The following is a 20,945-nucleotide window of genomic DNA, read 5'->3' on the forward strand; positions in this document are numbered from 1 at the left end:
AACTCGCTTTCCACGGCATCCACACCTCCCGCAGAACAAAAGCGGAAAGTGTAACCCATGTGCCCGGTACGTTTTGTCACCTATGTCTCGGGCCGCTCATCGAAAACACCGGCGCGCGCACTTCCCGTGCCGGCGTCAACCCCCACAAAATATGCCATGCTCGAATTCCTGCTCGATGCGGGCGGCAAAGGAGAGAAGCCGCTCCTCGCTGTGCGGAGATCCGACGATCTGCAACGAAACGGGCATGCCATTCCGATCGCGGCCGGCCGGGACTGCGAGCGCGGGGCATCCGAGGATGGACCAGACGTAAGTGATCATGATCCAGTCGATATAGGTCTCGGACGCCTGACCATCGATCTAGGTCGGCCAGCGGACGTCGACGGGCAATGGCGTGACCTGTGTGGTCGGACAGATCAGGATATCGAAATCCGCAAAGAAGCTCACGGCGCGCCGATACAGCGCCGCCCGGTCCGCCATCGCGCCTGCAATGTCAGCGGCGGACAGGTTTTCGCCATAGCCGATGTCGCCGGCAACCTCAGGCGTGAAGCTCGCGCGCGATTGCGGCCAATGCTTGCCCCAGGTCGCAAGGTAGGCGAGGCAGGAGCGCGCGGATGACACCGGGTACACCGGAGAGGTCGAGAGTAGCCTCGGTCATCGCGCAACCGGCGCACCGCAACCGGTTGATCGCGCGGCCGAAGCCCGATCGGATGTCACCGGCGACCGGTAGAAGATCAAGGTCCTAGGAATTCGCGACCCGTGCCGCCCAGTTAGGTCGTGCTGCCGCGTTCTGGAACGACATATGCTTTTTCTCGCGCGATATCAGATCGGCGGCATGGAAACCAGTCATCGCATCCAGCATCAATGCGAGATCGGCGATGGTCCGGGCCATCGGACCCTCGACGAAGACGGTGTCGAAGGGATCGGACAGTGGCTTGCGCGCTACAAGGCCAGGCGTGGGCCTTAGACCCGCCACACCACAGAAGGCGGCCGGCGGCCGCAAAGCAGAGGCCAGCCTTCACCGCCAGCCGCCTTGTCCATCAGGCGGCGCGCCGCGGAGCGGGCAGCATCGGAGCAGCGGACGGGTATCGCGTTGATCGCAGCATCTGTTGCCTCGATCCTGTCGATAGCAGCGTCGACGACGTCGAGATTTCTGCGATCGCCTCGACGGCTGGCAGCTCGAGAATGCCGACGGACGGCGCGGGAATGGACAGATCGTTCATGGCTGCTTCCGGATGGCAGCGGTGGAGCCGCGCACCACGAGCGCCGGCTGCAACTGGATCGATCGCTCATGGCCTCGAGGGTATGGAAGAATATCTCGAGACCAAGGCCGTTCTCGGATTTTACCGATGATATTCATGTCGGAAAGCGACTCGGCTCATCTCGCATGAAGCGGCGTTCGAGCCTCTGCGGAAGGCGCTCGCTGCCACCTTGGCTCGAACAACAAAGTGACAGCCGAGAGCCAACGATTTAATCCAGCCTGGGAGCACGAAAGTCACAGGCGCGATCGGAAAACTCTGTTCGAACACGCTAAGCGCGGACAACCGCCGGCGTGACAGCGCGGCGCAGGTCTTTCCCGCGGCCCCTTGTTGCCGGTGGATCCGGGCCGAGGGAACCTTGCATGGTCTATTCGGTTGTCAGACAGGCATCCTCATGGCCGAAGCCACTGAGCTTTGAATGAGCCTTCATGGTGAAGGAAATCAGACCAGTCACCGGATCCATAGAGACGGTCGATGCAGCCGCCGGGCCGACCGCGCCATCGGCCTGCGCCGAAGTATTCTACGCGCGGGCTTTGCGCGAGCTCGCGAAGCTCGACCTTCCGTTTCTGTTGGCCGGGACGTATGCGCTCAGCGCCTATACCGGCTTGGTGCGCGAGACCAAGGATCTCGATATCGTCTGCAAGCCGAGTGATTATCCACGTATTCTAAACCACTTCCGCGACCTGGGATATACCGTCGAAATCGAGGATGAGCGCTGGCTCGGCAAGGTGTTCCAGGATGAGTACTTTTTCGATGTGATCTTCGCATTCTGGCATGGCATGGCTCCGGTGACGGATCAGTGGTTCGACACCGCGCCGCGCATTGAGGTGTTCGGTACGCTGATGCGCGTTATCGCCCCGACGGAGTTGATCTGGTCCAAGGCCTTCGTCCAACTGCGGCACCGTTACGACGGCGCGGATATTGCGCATCTCATTCTCAAGCAGCATGATCAAATCGATTGGCGGCGACTGCTTGCCCACATGGAATTGCATTGGGAGGTTCTTCTGGCGCACCTGCTCAATTTCCGTTGGGCCTACCCGAGTGAGCGCGATTGCGTGCCGCGCTGGCTGATGGACGAACTGGTCGCCCGCCTGAAGACCCAGTTCGAGCTTCCTCCTCCGCGTGTGAAGATATGTCGGGGCCGCCTGTTCTCGCAGATCGATTATCAGCTGGCCATCGATGAGTGGGGTTTTGTCGACGCGGACGTGGACAGTGAGTAGCGCGATGTCCACAGAATCCGACAAGCTCACGTTCGCTGCCATTGGCGATCTCCACGTGAAGGAGGACCGCACGTTGACCTTTCGGGAGCTCTTTGCCGAGCTCTCGACCAAGGCCCAGGTGCTCGTTCTTTGCGGAGACCTAACTGACCTCGGCAAGCCGTCCGAAGCGGAACTTCTGGCAGAGGATTTGCGCGCTTGCTCGATTCCTGTTGTCGGCGTGCTCGGAAACCACGACTACGAATCCGGGCAGACGGAAGACGTAAAGAGAATTTTGAAGGGCGCCGGGATGCATCTGCTCAATGGACAGTCGTACGAGATCGACGGTGTCGCCTTCGTCGGTGTGAAGGGGTTCATCGGCGGATTTGGCCGTCGCATGCTTGCATCGTTCGGCGAGGCCGCAGTCAAGACCTTGGTGGCCGAAGCCATCAACGAGGCGACGCACCTCGAGAATGCGATGCGCGCGGTGGCGAGCAAGCAGGCTGTCGTCGTCCTTCATTATGCGCCGATTCTCGATACGGTCGAGGGCGAGCCACTGGAGATTCTTCCGTTCCTCGGCTCATCACGTCTTGGCGAAACGATCGATCGATTTAAGGTGAGCGCGGTAGTGCACGGCCACGCTCATCGGGGCCGCTATGAGGGACACACACCCGGAGGCGCCCCGGTCTACAACGTCGCTCGGTCAATCGAGAAGCCCACCGGTCGCCCCTATGCCCTGATCGAGGTCTGAACCGGGCATCCAGATTCCGATTGGTGGGTCCAGCAGGACCAGTGGCGGAGAATGATGCAGAAAGCGGATGTCCGCTGCGCAATCGATTGATGCACCGGAACCGACTAAGCCGCCCGGATATGCGCTTGGACCTGAGGTGGGCTTGGTCGGGGCCGCGGAACATGACGTTCAAGCGGAGATCGGAGGGTTCCGCCGAGCTCTGCGTTCAGTTCCTGATTGACAAGGAAACATTCTCATAGCTGCCGCCTTACCTGATAGGAAAGCCATGACCAGGTTTCGAACAAAGCTCGAAGCGCAGACGAAGCAGATCATTGGCCAGATGCTCGGGGACCAACAACTCGTGCAGGAAGGCCTCGCACAGCAGCGGGAAGCCGCAAGCGAACCTAACGACGGGCCGGAGGCGCAGCCGGAATCGGCCGCAGGTGGCTCATCCGCCGCTCAGGAACGCCAAATGTCACTGGGTGCGGGAGGCCAATCAGAGCGGAGGATTTCCATGAAAGTGTCTGATGTGATGACCTCGGACGTTCAGCTTTGCACACCCGAGGACACGGTAGGAGATGTAGCCCAAGCGATGGCGCGGCTTGACGTTGGGCTCTTGCCGGTTGCGGAAGGTGATTATCTCGTGGGAATGATCACCGACCGGGATCTCGCCATCCGCGTGCTTGGAAAAGGCCGCGGACCGGACACCCAGATCAAGGCAGTAATGACCCCTGACGTCAAATATTGCTTCGAGGACCAGGACCTTGAGACGGTTTCCTGGAACATGGGCGATATTCAAGTCAGGCGGCTGCCGGTGCTCAATCGGCAAAAGCGGTTGGTGGGCATCCTTTCCTTGGGCGATATCGCGCGAAGCCACGAACGCGATGCAACCGCAGCCTCACTGCAGCAAATTTCGCGGCCCGGCGGCCAGCACACGCAAGCTGCCCAGACGGCGTAACGATCGCATCCGTGCGGCCCGCCGACGAGCGCGACTGGTCATTCTGCTTAAGCGCGCTCATAGCCGCTCGCGTCTGCTTTGCAACCGTCTCAATGCTGTTACGTTGATACTGCATCGCAGGCAGGCGGCTTAAGGAATGTCGATCCGCGACGAACCAGTCTGCACGTAGCGACTGACCGCCACCCGAAAGCCCCTGCCGCCAAGGTGGCGGCTTTCCGCCGGCATTGCGACGAGGCACCCCGGCGGGGATCGAGACGAGGGACCCGCAGTGATGACCGAGGTACAGGAGCTTGCAAGCTTTGTGGAAAGTGCCCGGCTGGAGGACTTGAGCGAGCGGGCGCTGGAGCAGCTGAAAATTCGCGTGCTGGACACGATCGGAGTGGCCATCGGGGCACTGGATGCTCCACCAATCGCGACGATCCGCGGCCTTGTCACCGAGCTTGGCGGTCGTCCGTACTCCACGCTCATCGGCGGCGGCCGCACTGCGCCGGACCGCGCCGCGTTCTACAATGGCGCTCTCAGCCGTTACCTCGATTTCATGGACAGCTATGTCGCGGCTGGCGAGACGTGCCATCCATCCGACAATCTCGGCGCAGTCCTGGCTGCGGCCGAGATGCGGGAGGCGAGTGGCGCCGATCTACTCACCGCGCTCGCTGTCGCCTACCAGATCCACACCCGATTAAGCGATGTCGCTCCGGTCCGCGACAGGGGCTTTGATCATACCACACAGGGGGCGTACGCGGCCGCTGCAGGTGCGGCCAAGGCGCTGGCGTTGCCGTCCGCGCGGATCGCGCATGCGATAGCGATCAGCGGTACCGCCAACAATGCGCTGCGTGTCACGCGCACGGGCGCGCTGTCTCACTGGAAGGGACTAGCGTATCCAGATACAGCGATGTCGGCGACGCACGCCGCGCTGCTCGCAAGCCGCGGAATAACCGGACCCGAAACGGTATTCGAGGGCACCAAGGGATTTAAGGAGGTGATCGCCGGTCCCTTCGAGATTGACTGGCGACGAGAGGATCTGGAAGGCGTGCGCCGAACGATCGTGAAACGGCACAATGCCGAGATCCACGCCCAATCCGCGCTCGACGCGGCGCTCGACATTCGTGCTCGCCCTGGCTTCGAGGTAACTGCAGTCTCTGCAATCCGGCTCGAGACGTTCGCGGTAGCCCATCGCATCATTGGCGGTGGCGAGGAAGGCGACAAGCGAACTGTGCGAACCAAGGAGGAGGCGGATCACAGTCTGCCCTATATGCTGGCAGTCGCGCTGATCGATGGTGAAGTGCAGCCGGAACAATACGCACCGGAGCGAATCGCTGCCGCCGACGTCCAGATGTTGCTGCGGAAGGTGACGGTCACGCCAGATTCGAGCCTGTCAGCGCAGTTCCCGCACAGGCTCCCTGCCGATCTCGAAATCGAACAGGAGGACGGAAGCGTGTTTCGTGCCCAGCGCGACGATTATCACGGCTTTCATACCAGGCCATTTGACTGGACCGCTGCGCGCCGCAAGTTCGATCGCGTAACGTACGCCTTTACGAACGCTCCCGAGCGCGACGCACTCGCCGAGGTGATCGCAACGCTGGATGAGCGCCCGGTTGCGGCCCTCACATCGCTCCTCGGCGACATCCGAGTCCCGCCCATCGAGGCGCGCACAAATTTCTGAGGAGGACGAAGCCATGGCACAAACCGCGTTTTCCTTCATCCCCCGGGCGGCGCGTTCGGCCAAGCCGCGGCGGATCGGGATCACCGAGATCCGAGGTCCCTATTACAGCGCGTATGGTCCCCGCCATCTTGCCGATATCCTGGAAACGGTCGGCATCTATGTCGACGGGATCAAATATGCTGGCGGTTCGTTTGCGCTCATGCCGGCCGAGGCGGTCAGGTCGATCAACAACTTGGCACATGATCATGATGTTTACGTCTCAACCGGCGGCTGGATCGAAAATGTCATGCGCTTCGGCGCGGACGTCGTCGATCGCTACATCGAGGAGGCGAGGGCGCTTGGCTTTGACGTGATCGAGATTTCTACGGGCTTCATCAGCTTGCCGACCGATAGCCTGCTGCGGCTGGTGCAGAAGGTCAAAAAAGCGGGGCTGAAGGCGAAGCCCGAGCTGGGCATTCAGTTCGGCGCTGGCGGCAGCACGTCGGCTGAGGAGCTCGCAGCCGAGGGCACCAAGGATGTCGGCTGGCTGATCGCGCAAGCTGAGCGTGCGCTCGATGCCGGCGCCGACATCATCATGATTGAAAGCGAAGGGATCACCGAGAACGTGAGCACGTGGCGCACTGATGTGGTCGCCCGCATCATCAATCAGCTCGGGCTCGAAAAGGTGATGTTCGAAGGCGCCGACCCGCCGGTATTCGAATGGTACGTCAAGAACTACGGAAACGAGGTCAATCTGTTCGTTGACCACAGCCAGATCGTGCAGCTCGAGGCGCTGCGCTCGGGAATCTGGGGCACCAAGAGCACATGGGGTCGAATTCAGAATTTATCCGGTTGATGGGTGGACCGGGTGACGGATCGGATATGAGCGCGGCGGAGAGCGCTTTCAGTCAACATCCCGGGAACTAGGGGAGGGAGATAAGGCACGAGGTGACATCGCGGTCGACGAAGCGCAGCTCCTCACCGGCCTGCCTCGTCGAAATCTTCAAGCACGGTTCGGATCCAGGTGAGCAGCCGATTCTTGCCAAGCCCGGCGCAGATCGGCGACCGCCTGACCCCAAGCGTCGCCGTTACGTCCGCCAAAGCGGCGGACATAGGCTGGGTGGAAAGTGATGCGGAGCGGATGGCCTTCGAATTGAAGCTTTGCCTTGCGTGTCACGCGGATCGATTGCGATTCGCCAAACAGGCGAGATGCTGTGCTGCCAAGAGCAACGATGACGCCGGGTCTGGAACGCCGGATGTCGGTCAGCACAGCTGCGCCATAGTGATCGACTTCCTCGATCGTTGGGCTGCGATTGCGTGGCTTGCGGTCCCTGGAATATGCGATTGGCCGGAAAGGGATGGCGTTTGCCAAACGTACCTGTTGGGGGTCGATCCCAGCCTCGTCCAGCATCTCGCGCAACGCCCTGCCGGCCGGACCGACAAAGGGCCGGCCCTGCGCGATTTCCTCGGCGCCGGGTGCCTCGCCAACGACGTACAGCCGCGGTCGCCGAAACCGGCCCTCAGGTGCGACACGTTGGTGATCGAGGTGTGTGTTGGTGTTGCCCACGCTCGCCTTGGCCATCGCTGCACCAAACCTGGCAATGCATATTTCCGATTCCATCAACTGCTGTCGCGCCAATGATTTCCAACAGATTCGAAGGCGCCCGGCGGTGAAATTCGCCTTGGAACCGACGCTTGCCAACGCGAGTTTTCAAGCGCGCGCGGCAAGTGAAGCGAGAGCGGGCATGAGTGAGAAATTCGCGCACCTCGAAAAGGGACTCCTGATAGCGCCGGGTGATCCTACATCGCTTCGATCGTCCCTTCCTGACCTTTCCCGGGCGCAAATGCCGCCGCTACGTTTGCGCCATAGCGCCCTCAGTGGTCACGCCGCAAGCTGCAGCACGCGCTGCTCGATTGCGCTGCGCGAAATGCCGAAGCGGTCGAGCAACGCCGGGCCAGGGCCGGAGCGCGGCAGCTGGCTGATGCCGAGACGGTAAACCGGAGCAATCGCACCAACAGCAACGGTCACCGCATCGCCGAGACCGCCATCGACCGCATGATCCTCGACGACGATCAGACCCCCGGTGTCGCGAGCCGCTGTCGATACCGTGTCGTCGTCGAGCGGCTTGACCGAATAGGCGTCGATCACGCGGATCGGGATGCCGCGCCCGCTGAGCATGTCGTAAGCGGCAAGCGCTTCGTGTACGGTTATGCCGGCCGCCACCACGGTGAGCCGATCATGCGGCGATGCGCGCAACACCTTGCTGCCGCCGATCGGAAACTCCTCGGTGTTGGGATAAATTACCGGCGTCTTCGGCCGCGTGGTCCGGATGTAGACGATGCCGTTCGCGTCCGCCGCCGTCGTGGTCAGCCGCTCGGCGCTGACCGCATCCGCCGGGTACAGAACAGTGCTCTCCATCAGCGCGCGGAACATCGCGAGGTCCTCAAGTCCCATCTGCGACGGACCGTCCTCGCCGATCGACACGCCGGCGTGGCTGCCGCAAAGAACGAGGTGGGCGGGCCGAGAATACTGCGCCATGCGGATGAAGTCGTAGGCGCGCGTGAGGAAGCACGCAAACGTCGACGCGTACGGGACCTTACCTGCCGCTGCAAGGCCGACGGCGACACCGACCATATTCTGCTCGGCGATAAAGCTCTCGAAGAATCGATCCGGATATTGGGCTGCAAACGCCCCAACTCCGGTCGAGTTCTTTACGTCGCCGTCAAGCGCCACGACGGCGGGATTCGCCGCGCCGAGCTTCTCCAATGCGTGCCCGAACGCCACGCGGGTCGCGACCTTGTCGCCCAGCCGATACGCCGGTGCCGACGGCGCCGTGGCCGCAGGCTGCGGGCCTGCCACCTGGCCGACCCGGCGTGCCTCGACGGCGGGCGCCGGTCCGGCATCACCCAGTTCGTCGAGTGCCTCAGACATTTGTCTGCGGTCGAGCGGTTTGCCGTGCCATCCATCGGCTCCCTCAAGGAACGAGACTCCCTTGCCCTTGATGGTGCGTGCGAGGATTGCGGTCGGGCCTCCTCCGTCGTGCGCGGCACGAAATGCCGCAAGGATTGCTGCCATGTCGTGGCCGTCGATCTCGATGGGTCGCCAGCCAAAGCTCGCGAACCGGCGCGCGAACACGCTGCTGTCGTGGTGATAGGGCGCCGCCTCACTCTGGCCGATACCATTGACGTCGACGATCGCCGTCACGTTTGCGAGGCCGTTGAGCGAAGCAAACTGCGCCGCCTCCCACACCGAGCCTTCCGAGCACTCGCCGTCACCGAGCAGGCAGAACACACGGGCATCGATGTGGTCCAGGCGGTTCGCCACCGCGAGCCCGTTGGCCGCGGCAAGCCCCTGTCCAAGCGATCCGGTCGCGATCCTGACCCACGGGTTCAGCGGGGTCGGATGGCCCTCCAGCGTGCTGTCGATCCGGCGCAGCGACAGCGGATCCTCGCTGATGGCGCCGGCTTCATGCAGTGCGGCCCACAGGATCGGCGCGGCATGGCCCTTCGACAGAACGAACGTGTCGACATTGCGCGCTGCCGCATCGTTCGGGTCCCAGCGCATCTCGCGGAAGAAAAGCGCCGCGACGATGTCGGCGCACGACATGCAAGAGGTGGGGTGGCCCGAACCCGCTTCCGTCGTCATGCGGATCACCAGTCGCCGCAGCCGCCTAGCCTCAGTCTGCAAGTCATTCAGGTCGCGGAATGCCATGGCGCGATCGCCTTTGGCGGCGATCTGATTGAGCAGCTTATCGTAGGGATCGATGAACTTCTGGACCGCATCGTTCTCGAGTTCGGCCGCAACCAGGTCGAACCGCACGCCGGTCCGCTCGAGATCCGCCATCACGCGCTCGGCGTCCGGCATGCCGCGTGTGACGGTGGCTCCCACGGTACCGTGGTCGCGGAACGCCGCGATGGTCTTGCGCGGCATCGTGTTAATGGTCATCGGGCCGATCAAAGGCTCGACATACATGAGATCCGGATAGTTCGGGCTCTTCGTGCTGGTGCTTGCCCACAGCATTCGCTGCACACGCGCCCCTTTCTCAGCGAGCGCAATCCAGCGATTGCTCTCCAGGATGTGGCCGAATGCCCGGTAGGCGAGCTTGGCATTGGCGATCGCGACCCGGCCCAGAAGACTGCGCGGGTCGGGATCGGAAGGCGGGCGGTCGGGCACGATGCGTTGTCGCAACAGCCTATCGACCAGCACATCGATGCGGCTGAGGAAGAAGCTTGCGACCGAAGCGATCCGATTGATCGATCGACCGGCCTCGAGCCGGCGTTCGAGTGCTCGCAGATAGGCCTCGGCCACGGCCTCGTAACGGGCGATCGAGAATAGCAGGGTGATGTTGACGTTGATTCCCTCGAACAGCAGTTGCTCGATGGCCGGAACCCCAGCCGGCGTGCCGGGAATCTTGATGAACAGGTTGGGCCGGCCGACCAGCTTCCACAGCCTCCGTGCCTCCTCGATCGAGGCCTCGGTATTATGGGCGAGGTGCGGCGACACTTCGAGGCTTACGAATCCGTCGACGCCATCGGATTCCTCATACACCGGGCGCAGGATATCGCAGGCATCACGCACGTCGGCGGAAATCAATTCTTCGTAGATGCCGGCAGGGGAGCGGCCTGCCGCGGCCGCGTGCGCGACGTCCTGGTCATGGTCAGCCCCCTCCGCCACCGCCTTCTCGAAAATTGCAGGGTTCGACGTGATGCCGCGCAGGCCTTCCTCGGCGACCCGCCGCGTCAGATCGCCACTGCGGATCATTCGCCGGGTGAGATCATCGATCCAGCAGCTCTGACCCTGCGTCAAAAGTTCGACCGTCCGGTTCATGCGCGCTCTCCGTTATGCAAACATCTGAGGGCGGCGCCAGAATACAGACAGCGAACCGGTCCCCTGGATCGATGTCGTCAGGCGCCATGGCCGAGACTCGCTTGTCGCGCCGACGCGGTGGCCAGAGCGGCCCAGTCGGACTCGCCGTGGCCATGCGCAATGGCGCCGGGAAAAGAATCGCGCAACGCGCCATTTTCGAGCAGCACGGAGCTCGAGCAGCACGGAGCGGACGGTGCTATCATCGGCCAGCATGGTAATAGCAACCGGCGCCGAAAGCGCGTCCCGAGGCGTAGCGACGCGAATGCCGCCTGCTTGCACGATGCTATCGGCTGGCCCGGGCGAGCGATTCCACGCCAGCACGTGGTGACCAAATCCGATAAGGCGACGTGCCATGGCGGATCCCATAGCGCCGAGTCCGATGAAACCTACGTCCATCACTGTTCCTCCGCCAATTCGAACCCTTGCTCCAGAGGCGCATCGGCTATTGCCAATCGCCTTTGGTCAGTGGGTCGATCGGATGCTCGCGCGGCGACGTTCTGAGCTGCCGGAAGATGTCGGCGCTGCGGGCCGTCTCGTGTTCGGTCTCGATATCGACCGCATAGGCGCGCTCCGGATCGGTGCGCGCGCCCACCAGGATGCACTCGGCGCCTTCGTAGTCGAGGAGATGCGGGTCTTCCGAGGCAAAGCGCCGGCCGCGAAATTCCTGTTCGAGCGATTTCGGGTAGCGCGCCTGTTCCCGGCCCGGCAGTCCTGCGCCGGGCGGCGACCCGGCCTCCGGGTTCTTTGGAAAGAATGTACGCCGCCTGGCGCTCGATGTTCAGCTCTTCCTGGACCTCGCCGGACCGCTGCGGCAGTTCGAGTTCATAGGTCAAGTGGAGATTGCGGCCGCGCTTGATCAGCGCATAGACCCCTTCGCCGGCGGCCCGGACCGGTGGCGGCGTGCGTTCACCGCGCGTCTTGGTCGCATAGTGATGCTCACGGAATTCGTTTTCGACGGCGGGGCCGGACTTGACCGCTTCGATGAAACCCCAGATGCGTTCATGATCGCGCGCCTCGGGCAGTCGCTTGCGCCCGAGCACCGCCGCGCGAAGCCGGGCCCGTCCTTCCGGCTTCATCACCATGTAAAAGCGCTGGATGTCGGCCAGGCCTTCGGCACTGTCTTCGTCGATCCGCGGCCGGTAGGCAAAATAGATGTCGCCCTCTTCGACGATCTCCTCCGAAACCTCAGCCTGAGGGCCGCCGCGCCTTCGTCGCACAGGAACCATATCGCAGCCAATCGTGATCTGTCTTGCACTCAACAGAATGCACACGCTCGTGTTCCTGAGTTCCGGCTGGCAATTCCTCGCAAGAGGCCAGTGAAGCTGCGAGAATGTTAGGAACGAACAACGCTTTGCTGCGGGTCCATTTATCGTTTCGAGGGACTGAGCCTCGCAACAGGCCTCCAAGCTACCGACGCTCGGTGAAGGCGGCTCCCACATGCGACGACGGGTCGAATGGAATGGAGTTCCTCACTGTGCATCGTGCTTGGGCGATGGCCGACTGCCTCTGACGAACAGGCGTACGGCTATGCGAAGCCGTCGGTCGGTCTCTTCCCGGCAAATCCAGACGGCGACACCGCCGTTCCAGTTCGTGATCCGCGCGCGCTACAACCCCGAGCAGCTCACGGTGCTGAACATCGTGCCCGGATTAACCTGCATCGTGCTGCTGATGTCGACGCTCCTGATCACCTCGCTTTCCATCACGCGGGAGCGCGAGCGCGGCACGATGGAAAATTTGATGGCGATGCCGGTTAAGCCCATTGAAATCATGCTCGCCAAGATCGTTCCTTACGTGGTCATCGGCTACGTCCAGGTCATTCTCATCCTTGTCGTCTCCTCGGTCGTGTTCCATCTGCCGATCCGCGGATCGATCCCGCTCCTGCTGCTTGCGCTCGGGCTTTTCATCGCGAGCAACCTGGCACTCGGCCTTGCGTTTTCCACGATTGCCACGAGCCAGATGCAGGCGCAGCAGCTCGCACAGTTCACACTGTTGCCTTCTGTCATGCTGTCGGGCTTCATGTTTCCGTTCGCCGGCATGCCGGTCTGGGCGCAGTGGATCGGAGAGATTTTTCCGACCACGCGTGCAATCCGTATCGTGCGCGGCGTGCTGCTCAAGAGCAACGGCGCAGCGGCGATCGCGCCCGAGCTTTGGCCGACCGCTCTCTTTACGCTGGTCGTTATCGCAGTTGCGGTCTGGTCCTATCGCGAAACGCTGGACTGATCAGCAGGGCCTCTCAGCGCGCGGCGTGTCCATATTTCGAGGGCACCGCGCCCTGCTCCCGCGACGGATGCTGCTTGTCTTGATCGAATTGTTGTCTGAGCGAAAGATATTCAAGCATATCGGACAGCGACAGGATGCCGGACAGGCGTCCGTGGTCGACGACCATGAGCCGGCTGTGCCGGCCGCCTTGCATCTTTGCAAGTGCATCCAGCGCGTCGAGATCGGGAGGTACAATGATCTCCGATGAGCACGGATGCATGACTTCCGCGACGCGAAGCTGCTGCATCGCCCTGCCAGGTAGATTGCGTACATCCTTCGCCATGATGCAGCCGACGAGCTCTCCATCGCGCAGCACGGGAAAGGCCTTGAAATAGTGTCGGTAGAAATAGTGTTCGATTAGGCCGGCGATCGAAAGATCTGGAGACACCCCGATTGGATTGCGCTGCATGAGCTCCGACACGGGAAGCCCCGCGAAGGTGCGGCGGATCGCAAGCTCCTGCCGCGCAGCACCGGCCGCGCCGTGCAGAAACAATCCGATGAAGAACAGCCAAATGCCTCCGATCATGTTTCCGATGGTGAACTCCAGGATGCCATAGAGGATCATGGCTACACCGAAGAACTCGCCCGCCGCCGCGGCAATGCGCGTCGCGCGGCCGAAGTCGTTGGTCCAGCCCCAGAGTGCGGCACGCAGCACCCGGCCTCCATCCAGCGGAAAGGCCGGCACGATATTGAACAGCACGAGAATCCAGTTGAGAGCGCCGATGTAGTTGATGACAGCGGATACCGCCGGCGACAGCGAATCCTGTCCGAGTTCTGCGGCCAGCAGCAGGATGGCGCCAAGTACCAGACTGGTGATCGGACCGCCTACTGCCACGAAGAATTCCGCTTTGGCGCTGCTCGGCTCATTATGCAGTTCCGCCACCCCGCCGAAGATGAACAGCGTGATGCCGGTGATTGGCATATCGTAGCGCCGCGCAATCAGCGCATGGGTAAGCTCGTGAAGAACGATTGAGATGAAGAGACCGATCGTGCCGGCAAGACCCATCCACCAGTAGGTCGCCGCAGACAAGTTCGGCGCGACACTGGGGAACTCGCCGAGCGCCAACGTCCAGGTCAATAGTGCCGCCAGGATCAGCCACGACGCATCGACCCACACCGAGAAACCGGCAAGCGTGAGAACCTTGATGCGGTGAAGAAACATTGCTTTGGTCCGTTTACGTGAGCGCGCCCGCTTCGCTTCCGGTAATTGTTAGCGGTGCAACAGCTCCGCCACCTCCGCATCCGTCGGAAGAACTCCGGTGGCGTGTTTCGCCGATAAGTCCATTGGAGTTTTGCTTAAGTCGTCGTGTCAACCGCCCTTCTGAAGCGCCGTTCCAATGGCGGACAAAGAGTGTTCCGTTCCATCCCCTCGTACGGGAACGCGACCGCCGACGGGGCGTTTTCGTGGGAGATGCAACGCGCCCCGGTGTCCAAGCTAAAGCGGCCGGCCAACTATAAAGCGGCCGGCCAACTACAAGCATGGAGCGTTATCAAAATGTGTGACTACAGCCTGCATGCCGTCCGATCGCGTCCCGCAAGAGCAGGAGATCTGTTGATCACGAGCGAATTCCCGGGCAGCCCGACGCGCGGATTCTCGGCGGTTGGCGAGGCGGGAGTGGCCGTTTGCCTCTCGCCGGGTACCGAGCTTGCCTTCAGCGGGGATGCTGCATGTCATCATCCCTTTGCAATGCTGTTCCCGGGAATGCGGTTTGGCAGCGTTGGGGCACGTCTGGCGCGTTTCCGAAAGATCAATCAGCGCGCGACGGACACACACCATGACGCCCTGGAGTTCGCAAATGGCAAGGTAGTTCTTGTTTCCAGGCTGCGCGTTGGACAGACGGCGATGGTGCTGCAGCTTCCTGCGAAGGATAACGATGCCGGTCCTCAACTGTCAGAGCCGCGCTTCTCGCGTTTGCGCGGGAAAAGGCGCCGATCGATGGAATTGGAGTTGGGATCAGCCTTGTGACGTCGTCGGATGGGCCTTTTACCCCGTCGAGGTGGCCCCGAGCCTTGAGCATCTCGCCTCCAGCGTCGATCGGAGGATGGGTCTGCGCCCTGCGTAGCGGTAGCCTTGGCGAGCCATTGGGCTCGCGCGGTCGAGGATTTGACTGGAACCAGCATAGGAGCTCGACCATGCATATCTATGATCTAAAGGAGATGTACATTGCCGAGTTGCATGAGCTGGTCAGCGTCGAACAGCAGCTTGAGAATGCGCTGCTGCGTATGGCCGAAGCCTCATCTCATGCATCGCTGAGGGCTCTTCTTGAGCAACATGGACGAGAAACGATCGTGCAAGCAGAGCGGCTACGAGCGATGTTGCAAAAACACGGAGCCGACCAGCAGCTAGGTACGGACCAAGCCATGCAGGCGCTTATCAACGAGACCGAGAAGATGTTCGAAGTCTTGAAAGAGGACAGCCTTCGGGACGTTGGCATTATCGCCTCGGCGCAGAAAGTCGAGCACTACGAAATCGCAGCTTACGGGACCGCGGCCGCGCTTGCTGGGCAGCTTGAGCTTCGCGAAGACCAGCGACTACTGCACAATAGCCTCGAGCAGGAAAAACGGATGGATGAATTGCTGACCAGACTTGCAAAGACCGAGATCAATCAGGACGCGATCGCGGCTTAGGCCGATTATCCGCACTGATCGAAAGGATCGCTCTTCTCCGAGTGCCACACGACGGTGGTGCTTCAATCGCTTGCCGATTGGCTGGTGGAGCTTCCGGAACCTGACAGGGCATGTTAAGCGGCGACAAGGTCGACTGCGGAAGTGCAGCGCAATCGGCGACAAGCCTTGGTCTCGCGCTCCCAAGGCGCGTGGGGGTGCCGGCGCGCTGATGTTGGGATCGTCGGGGACATAGCAGTCACGAGCGATCCCGGTGCGAAGGAGTCAGCTAGGCTCCGTCTCGGACGAGCTCCGATCGGTCAGGAGTTCTTGATCACGATCTTTCTCTCGCGCTTCTGCGCCTCGGCGGTCTTCGGAAGCGTCAACGTCAGCACACCGTTCTTGAAGGCGGCGTCGATCTTTCCCGGATCAACGGTCTCGGGGATACGGAACGCCCGCTGAAAGGAGCCAAAGCGGCGCTCGGAAACATAGTAATCCTGCTTCTTTTCCTCCTTTTCTACCTTCTTCTCACCCTTGATCGTCAGGGTGCTGTCGGTGCATTTAACCTCGACGTCCTTTTCGTCCATACCGGGCAGCTCGGCGGTGATCTGAAATGCATCCTCCTTCTCAACCACGTCGACAGGCGGCGAGCTCACGAATGGAAGCTCTTCCCGCGCAACCGAATGGAACGGAAACCGTCCGAAGCCGCCCATGAAATCATCGAACATGCGATCGACTTCGCGACGGAACGATTCAAACGGACGCCATTCCGTGACACCACCGGCGGATTCGCTGCGAACTGGTAATTTGGTCTCTCCAGCCATGTTAATCCCTCCATCTTGATTTGTGTTGCTTGTTTCGCCCTGGTCAGGCCGCGCCAAGCTGCGTGTCGCCAATGCGCTGTCGCGCGATGGAAGTGTCTCGCGCGCCGGCAGCCAAAGGTTATCTGCAAAACAGAGGCCATCTGATTGCGTTCCAAAACTACGTCGATTCCGCGTACGCTAGCCGCGACAATCGGAACACGTCCCCTTACGTTGGCGCTGCTATGCATGGCCGAGTGCGCTCACGCGTTCTGGTCAGAGTCTGTTCCAACCATCCATGCGGCAATCATCCCTTGATGATCGCGATTGGACGTAGTCGTGCGACCTTCCGGGCGATCCCGATCTGCGCCGTCACATCGACAACCTCGTCCACCGCCTTGTAGGCCTCCGGCGCCTCTTCGATCAGCCCTCTGGCGGACCCCGCGCGAACTTCGATTCCGGCGAGGCGCAAGCTCGCGCGGAGCTGGTCATAGCTGATCGTTTTCTTTGCCTTGTGGCGGGAAAGCTCCCGGCCGGCGCCGTGGCAGGCGGATCCGAAGGACTCCCGCATCGCGGTTTCGGTCCCGGCGAGTACGTAGGACGCAGTCCCCATCGAACCCGGAATGAAGACCGGCTGGCCGGTCGTGCGATAGCGCTCCGGAAGTTCCGGGTGGCCGGGCCCAAAGGCGCGCGTTGCCCCCTTGCGATGCACGATGCAAGGCACACCTCGATGCTCTTCGAGCTTTGCGATGTTGTGTGAAACATCATAGACGATAGCGAGCGGTTGGTTGCTCCCCAGCACCCGCTTCCATGCATCACGCACCTCGTGCGTGATGACCTGGCGGTTGCACCAGGCGAAGTTGGCCGCGGCGGCCATGGCATGAAAATAATCCTGCCCCTCGGGAGAGTGGAATGGCGCGCAGGATAGTTCGCGGTCGGGCAGGGTGATGCCGTAGTTCGCCATCGTAACGTCCATTCGACGTACGTATTCGGTGCAGGTCTGATGCCCAAGTCCGCGCGAGCCCGTGTGGATCAGCACCGTGACCTGGTCCTCGAACAGACCGAACGCCCGACCGCACTCTTGATCGTAGATCCGCTCGACGCGCTGCAATTCAAGAAAGTGGTTGCCGGCCCCGAGCGTGCCAAGCTGATCGGCGCCGCGCTTTTTCGCCCGGTCGGGAACGGTGTTGGCGTTCGCCGCCGCAAGGCAGCCGCGCTCCTCGACGACTTCCGCATCCGCCTCGTCGCCGTGGCCAGCCCCGATCGCCCAGCGCAATCCAGTATTGAGGACCAGATCCATCGCGTGTTCGTCGAGCGTGATCCGCCCGGCGCGGCCGACGCCAGTCGGAACGTCTCGCTGGATCTGGGTTGCCAGCGCCGGCAGACGGTCCCGAATTTCGCCGTGCGATACCTCGCTTGCCAGCAGGCGCACACCGCAGTTGATATCGTAGCCCACACCGCCCGGGGAAATGACACCCTCGTCGGCGCGGATCGCGGCGACGCCGCCGATCGGAAAACCATATCCCTGATGGATGTCTGGCATTGCCAGCGCTGGTTCCTGCACACCTGGGAGCGTGGTCATGTTGACGAGTTGCTCCAGCGCGCGCTCGCCAAACAGATGGTCAAGCATGGGCTGATCCGCGAACAGCCGCGCGGTCGCGCGCATGTCATTGCGAAAGCTGCGCGGGATGTCCCACGTACAGGGGCCGGTCTGCTTGAGGTCGGCGGGTGAAATGGCGCGCATGGCGTTCTCCAATCAGATATCGAAGACGATGCTAGCCTCCCAACCGCCGTTCTGTCTGCGAATCGAAAGCTCGTGGTGTGTGATCGCCTTGATGTCGTCGATTGCTTCAGAGGAAACAGTGCGGGCGCTTGCGATCAGCTTATGCTCGCAAATTTCAATGATGCGGAAATCGGCATAAGCGCGATGTTCCGCGGTGGCGCGGTAAAGCAACTCCGAAAGCCAGTCGACCAGCAGAGCCTCGAGATCGGGAGCATCGATCCGGATCGTCTCCGTCTGCCCCGGTTGCGCTTGCGGGGTCGCGTCGCCGAACAAGTAGCTCATCAGCCCCTCTGCGGCATGGACGAACAGCTCTTCCAGGGTCGTCCCCCGCGCGCGCAGTTTTGCATCGGCCGGATGCTCGAGAATTTCGAAACCGGCGAGACCAGCGCCCCGAGCTGCTGGCGGTGCTCTCATTGTGCAGCTCTCAGTCCAGGTACTTCAGATCGTACTGAACAAGAAATGGACAGTGTCGATCGTCCGTTCCGCACTGTCCAAACAAGTCCCGGCGCGATTGGTTGCCTTTGGACGCGGCTGCCCCGCCGCAGTCTGCGGAATGGAAAGAGCAACGGCAATTCACGGATAATGGAACCTATCTCCTCGCGCCCCGTTGGCAGCGTCAGGCGCGGCGGCTTGGCGCAAACCCGATTTTGCGAGGGGGAACTGCGCCACCGGCGTAAATGTGTGAACCTGTCCAGGAATCGCGATGACAAAGCTTCCCATGACGGCCGCGGGTCACGCCGCCTTTGAAGATGAGCTGAGGCACCGCATTCGCGTCGTGCGACTTGCTTTTGTTCAACGCGTTCAGCAGGCGATCGCCGACGATCCCAATCTGGTCGAGAATTCGGAATATCAGATTGCGCGAGCGGAGCAGGATATCAATGAGGCTCGAATCGCCGAGTTGGAAGACAAGCTCGCGCGCGCCGAAATCGTCGACGTGTCCAGGCTTTCCGGCGACACGATCAAGTTTGGCGCAACCGTAACACTGATTGACGAGGACACCGGCGAAAAGCGCGTCTGGCAGATCGTCGGCGAGCCGGAAGCCGACCCGAGCAAGGGCAAGATTTCGGTGATTTCGCCGATCGCCAAGGCACTGATCGGAAAGAGCAAAGGGGCCATCGTGGCAGTCGAGACTCCAGGCGGCGCCAAGTCCTACAGGGTGCGACAAGTGGAGTGGTTTGAACATAGCCGGAAGCGGCGAGAGCGGGCGTGAAGCTGCGGCCGAAGTCCGATGTGTTTCCGCGGCAGAATGTCGTGCTGGCCGCGAAGAGAGAAGCGGGCCGAGCCGGTCAACATGGCAATAATCTCGCTTGCCCTTTGTGGGGACGTAATGATGGGCCGCGGCATTGATCAGCTGTTGCCGTGGCCGTGCGAACCCGTCCTGTATGAGCCCATCATGCGCTCGGCGACGGAGTACCTCGCCCTCGCAGAGCGGGTGAATGGACCTATCCCGCGCCATGTCGAGCCTTCGTACCCGTGGGGCGACGCGCTGCCCGACTTGCAGGAACATCAGCCGGACGTGCGTATCGTCAACCTGGAAACAAGCGTGACACGGTGCGCCACGCCTGCGCCGAAAGGTATCAACTACCGCATGAGTCCGGAGAATTTCGCTTCCTTGTTGGACGGCAAGATTGATTGCTGCGTGCTCGCCAACAACCATGTGCTGGACTGGGGAGAGCAAGGACTTATTGATACGCTCCATGCGGTCCGCGCGGCCGGAATTGCGAGCGCTGGCGCAGGCCTCGATCTGCGCGATGCGTGTGCGCCGGGACTGGTGTCAGTGACGGGCAAAGGCCGCGTGCTGGTTTATGCGTGCGCTGCTACGGACAGCGGCGTGCCGCCGGCCTGGCGCGCTGGATCCGACCGCGCCGGAGTCAACGTGCTCCCGGACTTCTCGGCGGATACGGCCCGGAGGATCGGGAAGGAGATCTCGGCGAGCAGAAAGGCCGGCGACCTGGTTGTCGCCTCGATCCATTGGGGCGACAATTGGGGCTATGCTATTCCGCCCGAGCATCGTCGCTTCGCCCATGCCCTGGTCGATGCAGCCGGTGCGGATCTGATACACGGACATTCCTCGCACCACGCCAAGGGGATCGAGGTCTATCGTGGCCGCCTGATTCTTTATGGCTGCGGCGATTTGATTAGCGATTATGAGGGCATTGAAGGTTACGAGGCGTTTCGCGACGATCTGGTTCTTCTCTATCTGCCGCAGTTGCGGGTCGCCGATGGCATGCTCGTCAGCCTAACTATGCTGCCATATCAGTTACGCAAATTCCGGCTTAACCGCGCTGCGCCAGCAGACAGGCAGTGGTTGCGCGACATGCTGGATCGCGAGAGCCGATACCTCAACGCAAGTATAACACTCGACGAATCCGGCTGCTTGCAGCTGCGGTACGCGTGAGCAGTACCCGGAGCGTTGGCAGTGAATCGTTCCTGATCCCCGGCATCACCTGCCGCCAAGCGATACTGCCCTCGGATCAAAGCCATCACGCTGGGACCGCTCTTGATCGAGTGTGGGCTTCAAAGCCGATCCGGTCTGTCCACGGCGTTCAATCGGGCATCCACCTCTTCAAGGAGACGTTCGATTTGCTCCCGCTCATTGGGGCCCGGATACTCTTCCAGGCGGCTGAGCAGATTCTGCTAATGGGATGGTCCGGCCGTGCTCCGGCCCTGCCAGCACGACAAGCTGGCAAGGGGCGCCCAAGACAGGAGCACGCCATGTCTCAGAAACTCAGCTCAGCGATCGCCGTGATAGGCATCGATATCGGCAAGAACTCGTTCCACATCGTGGGCCACGATCAGCGCGGCGCAATCGTGTTGCGGCAGAAGTGGTCACGCGGCCAGGTAGAAGCA

20 protein-coding genes and 1 pseudogene are annotated in these 20,945 nt (G+C 61.7%); 11 read left to right on the top strand and 10 right to left on the bottom strand.

What is annotated here, in order from left to right:
- Window positions 1–357 precede the first annotated feature (357 nt).
- The 3 genes from IVA82_RS16630 to IVA82_RS16640 form a co-directional block, all read right to left on the bottom strand.
- On the bottom strand, window positions 358–618 hold the full coding sequence (locus IVA82_RS16630; protein WP_247384056.1) for a hypothetical protein: 261 nt from the start codon (window positions 616–618) through the stop codon (window positions 358–360).
- 121 nt (window positions 619–739) lie between these two features.
- Window positions 740–1,000, bottom strand: coding sequence for an amidase family protein (locus IVA82_RS16635; RefSeq protein ID WP_249815294.1), 261 nt, complete (start codon window positions 998–1,000; stop codon window positions 740–742).
- Window positions 1,001–1,037: 37 nt separating this feature from the next.
- Window positions 1,038–1,220 (bottom strand): hypothetical protein, encoded by a 183-nt coding sequence (locus IVA82_RS16640; RefSeq protein WP_247384058.1) that lies wholly within the window; start codon window positions 1,218–1,220, stop codon window positions 1,038–1,040.
- 464 nt (window positions 1,221–1,684) lie between these two features.
- Between IVA82_RS16640 and IVA82_RS16645 the strand changes: the two genes are divergently transcribed.
- The 5 genes from IVA82_RS16645 to IVA82_RS16665 all read left to right on the top strand — a co-directional run bounded on the left by IVA82_RS16645 (window position 1,685) and on the right by IVA82_RS16665 (window position 6,638).
- Window positions 1,685–2,476, top strand: a complete 792-nt coding sequence (locus IVA82_RS16645) for a nucleotidyltransferase family protein (protein WP_247384059.1) — start codon at window positions 1,685–1,687, stop codon at window positions 2,474–2,476.
- Between the two features lie 4 nt (window positions 2,477–2,480).
- On the top strand, window positions 2,481–3,203 hold the full coding sequence (locus tag IVA82_RS16650; RefSeq protein ID WP_247384080.1) for a metallophosphoesterase: 723 nt from the start codon (window positions 2,481–2,483) through the stop codon (window positions 3,201–3,203).
- 493 nt (window positions 3,204–3,696) lie between these two features.
- A complete protein-coding gene (locus IVA82_RS16655; RefSeq protein WP_247384081.1) occupies window positions 3,697–4,140 on the top strand; it encodes a CBS domain-containing protein in 444 nt (147 codons plus the stop codon).
- 271 nt (window positions 4,141–4,411) lie between these two features.
- The gene (locus tag IVA82_RS16660; protein WP_247384060.1) at window positions 4,412–5,803 is read left to right on the top strand and encodes an MmgE/PrpD family protein; all 1,392 of its coding nucleotides are present in this window, start codon (window positions 4,412–4,414) and stop codon (window positions 5,801–5,803) included.
- A 13-nt stretch (window positions 5,804–5,816) separates the two neighbouring features.
- Entirely contained in the window at window positions 5,817–6,638 is an 822-nt protein-coding gene (locus IVA82_RS16665) for a phosphosulfolactate synthase (RefSeq protein ID WP_247384061.1), read from the top strand.
- Window positions 6,639–6,785: 147 nt separating this feature from the next.
- On the opposite strand, the gene IVA82_RS16670 is transcribed toward IVA82_RS16665, so the two are convergent.
- The 3 genes from IVA82_RS16670 to IVA82_RS16680 form a co-directional block, all read right to left on the bottom strand.
- Window positions 6,786–7,484, bottom strand: a complete 699-nt coding sequence (locus tag IVA82_RS16670; RefSeq protein WP_247384062.1) for a uracil-DNA glycosylase — start codon at window positions 7,482–7,484, stop codon at window positions 6,786–6,788.
- Between the two features lie 180 nt (window positions 7,485–7,664).
- Entirely contained in the window at window positions 7,665–10,610 is a 2,946-nt protein-coding gene (locus tag IVA82_RS16675; RefSeq protein ID WP_247384063.1) for a transketolase, read from the bottom strand.
- A 434-nt stretch (window positions 10,611–11,044) separates the two neighbouring features.
- Window positions 11,045–11,920 carry a hypothetical protein gene (locus tag IVA82_RS16680; protein ID WP_247384064.1) on the bottom strand — a complete coding sequence of 292 codons (876 nt, stop codon included), beginning with the start codon at window positions 11,918–11,920 and terminating at the stop codon, window positions 11,045–11,047.
- A 256-nt stretch (window positions 11,921–12,176) separates the two neighbouring features.
- Here IVA82_RS16680 and IVA82_RS16685 point away from each other — a divergent pair, with 256 nt between their 5' ends.
- Complete coding sequence (locus IVA82_RS16685; protein WP_247384065.1) at window positions 12,177–12,869, top strand: ABC transporter permease; 693 nt, start codon at window positions 12,177–12,179, stop codon at window positions 12,867–12,869.
- 13 nt (window positions 12,870–12,882) lie between these two features.
- Here the strand turns inward: IVA82_RS16685 and IVA82_RS16690 are convergent, their stop codons facing one another.
- Complete coding sequence (locus IVA82_RS16690; RefSeq protein WP_247384066.1) at window positions 12,883–14,070, bottom strand: site-2 protease family protein; 1,188 nt, start codon at window positions 14,068–14,070, stop codon at window positions 12,883–12,885.
- A gap of 390 nt (window positions 14,071–14,460) precedes the next feature.
- On the opposite strand from IVA82_RS16690, the gene IVA82_RS16695 reads away from it, so the two are divergent.
- Complete coding sequence (locus IVA82_RS16695) at window positions 14,461–14,874, top strand: hypothetical protein (protein WP_247384068.1); 414 nt, start codon at window positions 14,461–14,463, stop codon at window positions 14,872–14,874.
- 167 nt (window positions 14,875–15,041) lie between these two features.
- Window positions 15,042–15,536 (top strand): DUF892 family protein, encoded by a 495-nt coding sequence (locus tag IVA82_RS16700; protein WP_247384069.1) that lies wholly within the window; start codon window positions 15,042–15,044, stop codon window positions 15,534–15,536.
- Between the two features lie 296 nt (window positions 15,537–15,832).
- Here the strand turns inward: IVA82_RS16700 and IVA82_RS16705 are convergent, their stop codons facing one another.
- From IVA82_RS16705 to IVA82_RS16715, 3 genes are all read right to left on the bottom strand, one after another.
- On the bottom strand, window positions 15,833–16,336 hold the full coding sequence (locus IVA82_RS16705) for an Hsp20/alpha crystallin family protein (RefSeq protein ID WP_247384082.1): 504 nt from the start codon (window positions 16,334–16,336) through the stop codon (window positions 15,833–15,835).
- A gap of 283 nt (window positions 16,337–16,619) precedes the next feature.
- Window positions 16,620–17,978 (bottom strand): RtcB family protein, encoded by a 1,359-nt coding sequence (locus IVA82_RS16710; RefSeq protein WP_247493414.1) that lies wholly within the window; start codon window positions 17,976–17,978, stop codon window positions 16,620–16,622.
- A 90-nt stretch (window positions 17,979–18,068) separates the two neighbouring features.
- On the bottom strand, window positions 18,069–18,509 hold the full coding sequence (locus IVA82_RS16715; RefSeq protein WP_247384073.1) for an archease: 441 nt from the start codon (window positions 18,507–18,509) through the stop codon (window positions 18,069–18,071).
- 289 nt (window positions 18,510–18,798) lie between these two features.
- On the opposite strand from IVA82_RS16715, the gene greA reads away from it, so the two are divergent.
- The 3 genes and pseudogenes from greA to IVA82_RS16730 form a co-directional block, all read left to right on the top strand.
- Window positions 18,799–19,305: a transcription elongation factor GreA gene (gene greA, locus IVA82_RS16720; RefSeq protein WP_247384075.1), complete on the top strand. Its 507-nt coding sequence runs from the start codon at window positions 18,799–18,801 to the stop codon at window positions 19,303–19,305.
- Between the two features lie 81 nt (window positions 19,306–19,386).
- Window positions 19,387–20,493: a CapA family protein gene (locus IVA82_RS16725; protein ID WP_256469662.1), complete on the top strand. Its 1,107-nt coding sequence runs from the start codon at window positions 19,387–19,389 to the stop codon at window positions 20,491–20,493.
- Window positions 20,494–20,810: 317 nt separating this feature from the next.
- Window positions 20,811–20,945 (top strand): annotated as a pseudogene (locus tag IVA82_RS16730) (IS110 family transposase); the annotation flags it as partial.

The sequence above is a fragment of the Bradyrhizobium sp. 142 genome (assembly GCF_023074015.1).
In the GTDB taxonomy this organism is placed as follows: Bacteria; Pseudomonadota; Alphaproteobacteria; order Rhizobiales; family Xanthobacteraceae; genus Bradyrhizobium.

Bases quoted from the DNA above. Each gene is read 5' to 3' on its own strand.
- IVA82_RS16640 (WP_247384058.1), bottom strand. From the start codon at position 1,220: ATGAACGATCTGTCCATTCCCGCGCCGTCCGTCGGCATTCTCGAGCTG.
- IVA82_RS16645 (WP_247384059.1), top strand. From the start codon at position 1,685: ATGGTGAAGGAAATCAGACCAGTCACCGGATCCATAGAGACGGTCGAT.
- IVA82_RS16650 (WP_247384080.1), top strand. From the start codon at position 2,481: ATGTCCACAGAATCCGACAAGCTCACGTTCGCTGCCATTGGCGATCTC.
- IVA82_RS16655 (WP_247384081.1), top strand. From the start codon at position 3,697: ATGAAAGTGTCTGATGTGATGACCTCGGACGTTCAGCTTTGCACACCC.
- IVA82_RS16660 (WP_247384060.1), top strand. From the start codon at position 4,412: ATGACCGAGGTACAGGAGCTTGCAAGCTTTGTGGAAAGTGCCCGGCTG.
- IVA82_RS16665 (WP_247384061.1), top strand. From the start codon at position 5,817: ATGGCACAAACCGCGTTTTCCTTCATCCCCCGGGCGGCGCGTTCGGCC.
- IVA82_RS16675 (WP_247384063.1), bottom strand. From the start codon at position 10,610: ATGAACCGGACGGTCGAACTTTTGACGCAGGGTCAGAGCTGCTGGATC.
- IVA82_RS16685 (WP_247384065.1), top strand. From the start codon at position 12,177: ATGCGAAGCCGTCGGTCGGTCTCTTCCCGGCAAATCCAGACGGCGACA.
- IVA82_RS16690 (WP_247384066.1), bottom strand. From the start codon at position 14,070: ATGTTTCTTCACCGCATCAAGGTTCTCACGCTTGCCGGTTTCTCGGTG.
- IVA82_RS16700 (WP_247384069.1), top strand. From the start codon at position 15,042: ATGCATATCTATGATCTAAAGGAGATGTACATTGCCGAGTTGCATGAG.
- IVA82_RS16705 (WP_247384082.1), bottom strand. From the start codon at position 16,336: ATGGCTGGAGAGACCAAATTACCAGTTCGCAGCGAATCCGCCGGTGGT.
- IVA82_RS16710 (WP_247493414.1), bottom strand. From the start codon at position 17,978: ATGCGCGCGACCGCGCGGCTGTTCGCGGATCAGCCCATGCTTGACCAT.
- IVA82_RS16715 (WP_247384073.1), bottom strand. From the start codon at position 18,509: ATGAGAGCACCGCCAGCAGCTCGGGGCGCTGGTCTCGCCGGTTTCGAA.
- greA (WP_247384075.1), top strand. From the start codon at position 18,799: ATGACAAAGCTTCCCATGACGGCCGCGGGTCACGCCGCCTTTGAAGAT.
- IVA82_RS16725 (WP_256469662.1), top strand. From the start codon at position 19,387: ATGGCAATAATCTCGCTTGCCCTTTGTGGGGACGTAATGATGGGCCGC.